The sequence below is a fragment of the uncultured Corynebacterium sp. genome, assembly GCF_902782855.1.
In the GTDB taxonomy this organism is placed as follows: Bacteria; Actinomycetota; Actinomycetes; order Mycobacteriales; family Mycobacteriaceae; genus Corynebacterium.
In genome coordinates this window covers 1-2,519 of sequence record NZ_CACZOO010000229.1, presented here as the reverse complement: position 1 = coordinate 2,519, position 2,519 = coordinate 1, and the positions used below count along the sequence as shown (strand labels likewise).

General features: G+C 69.6%; 3 protein-coding genes and 1 pseudogene. 3 read left to right on the top strand and 1 reads right to left on the bottom strand.

Annotated elements, in window-relative coordinates; genetic code table 11:
- The 3 genes and pseudogenes from QZV72_RS09615 to QZV72_RS09605 form a co-directional block, all read left to right on the top strand.
- Nucleotides 1-274: pseudogene (locus QZV72_RS09615) on the top strand (hypothetical protein); the annotation flags it as partial.
- A gap of 101 nt (nt 275-375) precedes the next feature.
- Nucleotides 376-663, top strand: coding sequence for a metal-sensitive transcriptional regulator (locus QZV72_RS09610; RefSeq protein WP_016188425.1), 288 nt, complete (start codon nt 376-378; stop codon nt 661-663).
- 36 nt (nt 664-699) lie between these two features.
- Nucleotides 700-906 (top strand): heavy-metal-associated domain-containing protein, encoded by a 207-nt coding sequence (locus QZV72_RS09605; protein ID WP_011291398.1) that lies wholly within the window; start codon nt 700-702, stop codon nt 904-906.
- An 86-nt stretch (nt 907-992) separates the two neighbouring features.
- On the opposite strand, the gene QZV72_RS09600 is transcribed toward QZV72_RS09605, so the two are convergent.
- Nucleotides 993-2,348: an NAD(P)/FAD-dependent oxidoreductase gene (locus QZV72_RS09600; RefSeq protein ID WP_297007849.1), complete on the bottom strand. Its 1,356-nt coding sequence runs from the start codon at nt 2,346-2,348 to the stop codon at nt 993-995.
- Between the last annotated feature and the right edge of the window lie 171 nt (nt 2,349-2,519).

Here is a 2,519-nt window from a genome sequence, read left to right as displayed (position 1 = left end):
CTGGCTGCCCGTCCGGCTCCGCTGGATCCGGCAGGCCAGCCAGGCCCGGCAGCTCACCCGGCTTCCCGGCGAGGCCGGGACCCGCCTGCTCGCGCTGCGCGCCCTGACCGCCGCGCCCGTGCCCGCGCTGTGCCGCCTCCACGACGACCCGGCGGAGGCGTGGCGCTCCGGAGACGAGCGGGTCGTGGCGGAACTCGCCGCCCTCGAGCTGCGCCGCCTCGGCCTGCACCCGGCCCGCCCGGCTCCCAGCGACCGCGACAACCAGCAGCAATGAGCCGGGAAGCCTGGGCTCCCGGTCTGTCCGCCCCACCCCGGAAATACCCGTGGGGGGTATCATTGTTCGAGGAAGCGACCAGTCGACAGGAGAACACCGCGATGGCCGCCTACGGCTACCACGACAACAAGCGGCAGCACCTCAACCGGCTCCGCCGGATCGAAGGACAAGTACGCGGCCTCCAGCGGATGGTCGAGGACGACGCCTACTGCATCGACATCCTCACCCAGACCTCCGCGGTAACGAAGGCGCTCCAATCCTTTGCCCTGTCGCTCCTCGAGGAGCACCTCCACCACTGCGTGGCCAACGCCCTCGCCAACGGCGGCAGCGAAGCCGAAACGAAGGTCCGCGAAGCGTCCGAAGCGATCGCCCGACTGGTCCGCTCCTGACCGTTTGTGGACACCGACCAAGAGACGAGGGTCACCATGGCCAGTACCACCATCACCGTCACCGGCATGACCTGCGGGCACTGCGTGAGCTCGGTGAAGGAAGAAATCAGCGAACTGCCCGGGGTGACCGACGTGCGGGTGGACCTGGAGAGCGGGCGGGTCGAAATCGACAGCACGGCCCCGCTCAGCGACGAGCAGATCCGCGCCGCGGTAGCGGAAGCAGGCTACGAAGTCGTCGCCTGACCCCGGCCCGCTCCGGTACGGCGGCCGCAGCACCTGGCACCGCACACCCGAGTGCCCCGCCGTACCGGACCACGGCAGTGGGGCGGCTATCCGCCCACGGCCAGCCCCACCCGCTCCTTGGCCTGCTCGGGTTTGAGGTAGCGGGAGTACTCCTCCACGTCCACCAGCGTCTCCACGCTGCGGTTGAGGAACCCCAGGCGGGACACGTCGCAGCCCAGCAGCGCCTGGATCAGCCAGTTGGCGGCCACCCGCATCCGGGCCGGTCCCGACGGCAGCGAATACAAGTGGTAGGCCCGGGTCAACGCCAAGGCCGCGGTCCCGTTGAACTCCACCCCGAAGGGGCGGGCCACCGCGTCCCGGCCGCTCAAATCCACGAGCAGGCCGCGGTCCCGGTAGTCGTAGTGCTTCGTCGACCGGCCCAGCAGCGAAGCAATCACGTTGTCGGCCGCCACCGGCCCCTGGGTGGACGCGTGCTGGGCGGTAGGCGGGCACAGCGCCCCGTCCTCGCCCTTGCTCAAATCGGGGACGGCGGCGGAATCACCGATCCCGAAAATCTCCGGATGCCCGGGCACCGACAAGTCCGCGCCCACCGAGAGCTTCCCGCGTTCCGTGGGCAGCCCGGTCGCCGCGATCAGCGGGCTCGGCGCAGTGCCCGCCGTCCAGATCAACGTGCGGCACGGCAGCACCCGGTCGTCGGTCAACGTCACCTTGTCCTCGGTCACCTCGCGGACCGACACCCCCAGCGACACTTCGATCCCGCGCTGGCGCAGCAGCTCCATCGTCTTCTGCCCCAGATGCTCGCCCAGCTCCGGCATCAAGCGGGGGGCGATGTCCACTACGTGCCACTGGATGTGCGGGCGCAGCTTCGGATACTGCTTGCACGCTGCCTCGCACAGCAGCTCCAAGGACGCCGCGGTCTCCACCCCTGTGTAGCCGCCGCCCACCACGATGAACGTGCACCGCTCGTCGCGCTCCGCCGGGTCGTCGCTGGCGTTCGTCAACTCCAGCTGGGCCAGCACGTGGTCGCGCAAGTACACCGCCTCGGCCAGGTTCTTGTTGCCGCGGGCGTGCTCGATCAGCCCGGGGATGTTGAACGTCCGGGTCACGCTGCCGGGCGCCAGAATCAGCCGGTCGTAGCGCTCATAGGAGTACTCGCCGGAGATCTTGCGGACCACCACCGTGTTCCGGTCCGTGTCCAAGCCGACGGCGATCCCCGGAATGATGTGGGTGCGGTGCAGTTGCCGGTGCAGAGAGACAGCGATCGACTGCGGGGTCAGCAGGCCGGACGCCACTTGGGGCAGCAGCGGCTGGTAGAGCATGTAGTCGTTGGGTGCGACGAGTACGATCTCGGCCTTGCCTTCTGGAATCCTCTGTTCGAGTCGGCGCAGCGCGGTCAGACCCGCAAAACCCGCGCCGACCACGACGATGCGCGGCCGTGCCATCGTCGGACCTCCCCTGTCAGGCGTCTGCTCGCCCTTCCCGCTGCCCGTGGACTAGGGCGCCAAACACGCCCGCGGACTACTTCCCCGCGGCGAGCAGTGCCGTGCGGGCCATCGTGAACAGCAGCTCGGCCAGATGGTCCCGGTCCAGTTCCCCCGCGCTGTGCGGGGTCG

Excerpts from the sequence above, each read along its gene's own strand:
- QZV72_RS09610 (WP_016188425.1), top strand. The coding sequence starts at position 376 with ATGGCCGCCTACGGCTACCACGACAACAAGCGGCAGCACCTCAACCGG.
- QZV72_RS09605 (WP_011291398.1), top strand. The coding sequence starts at position 700 with ATGGCCAGTACCACCATCACCGTCACCGGCATGACCTGCGGGCACTGC.
- QZV72_RS09600 (WP_297007849.1), bottom strand. The coding sequence starts at position 2,348 with ATGGCACGGCCGCGCATCGTCGTGGTCGGCGCGGGTTTTGCGGGTCTG.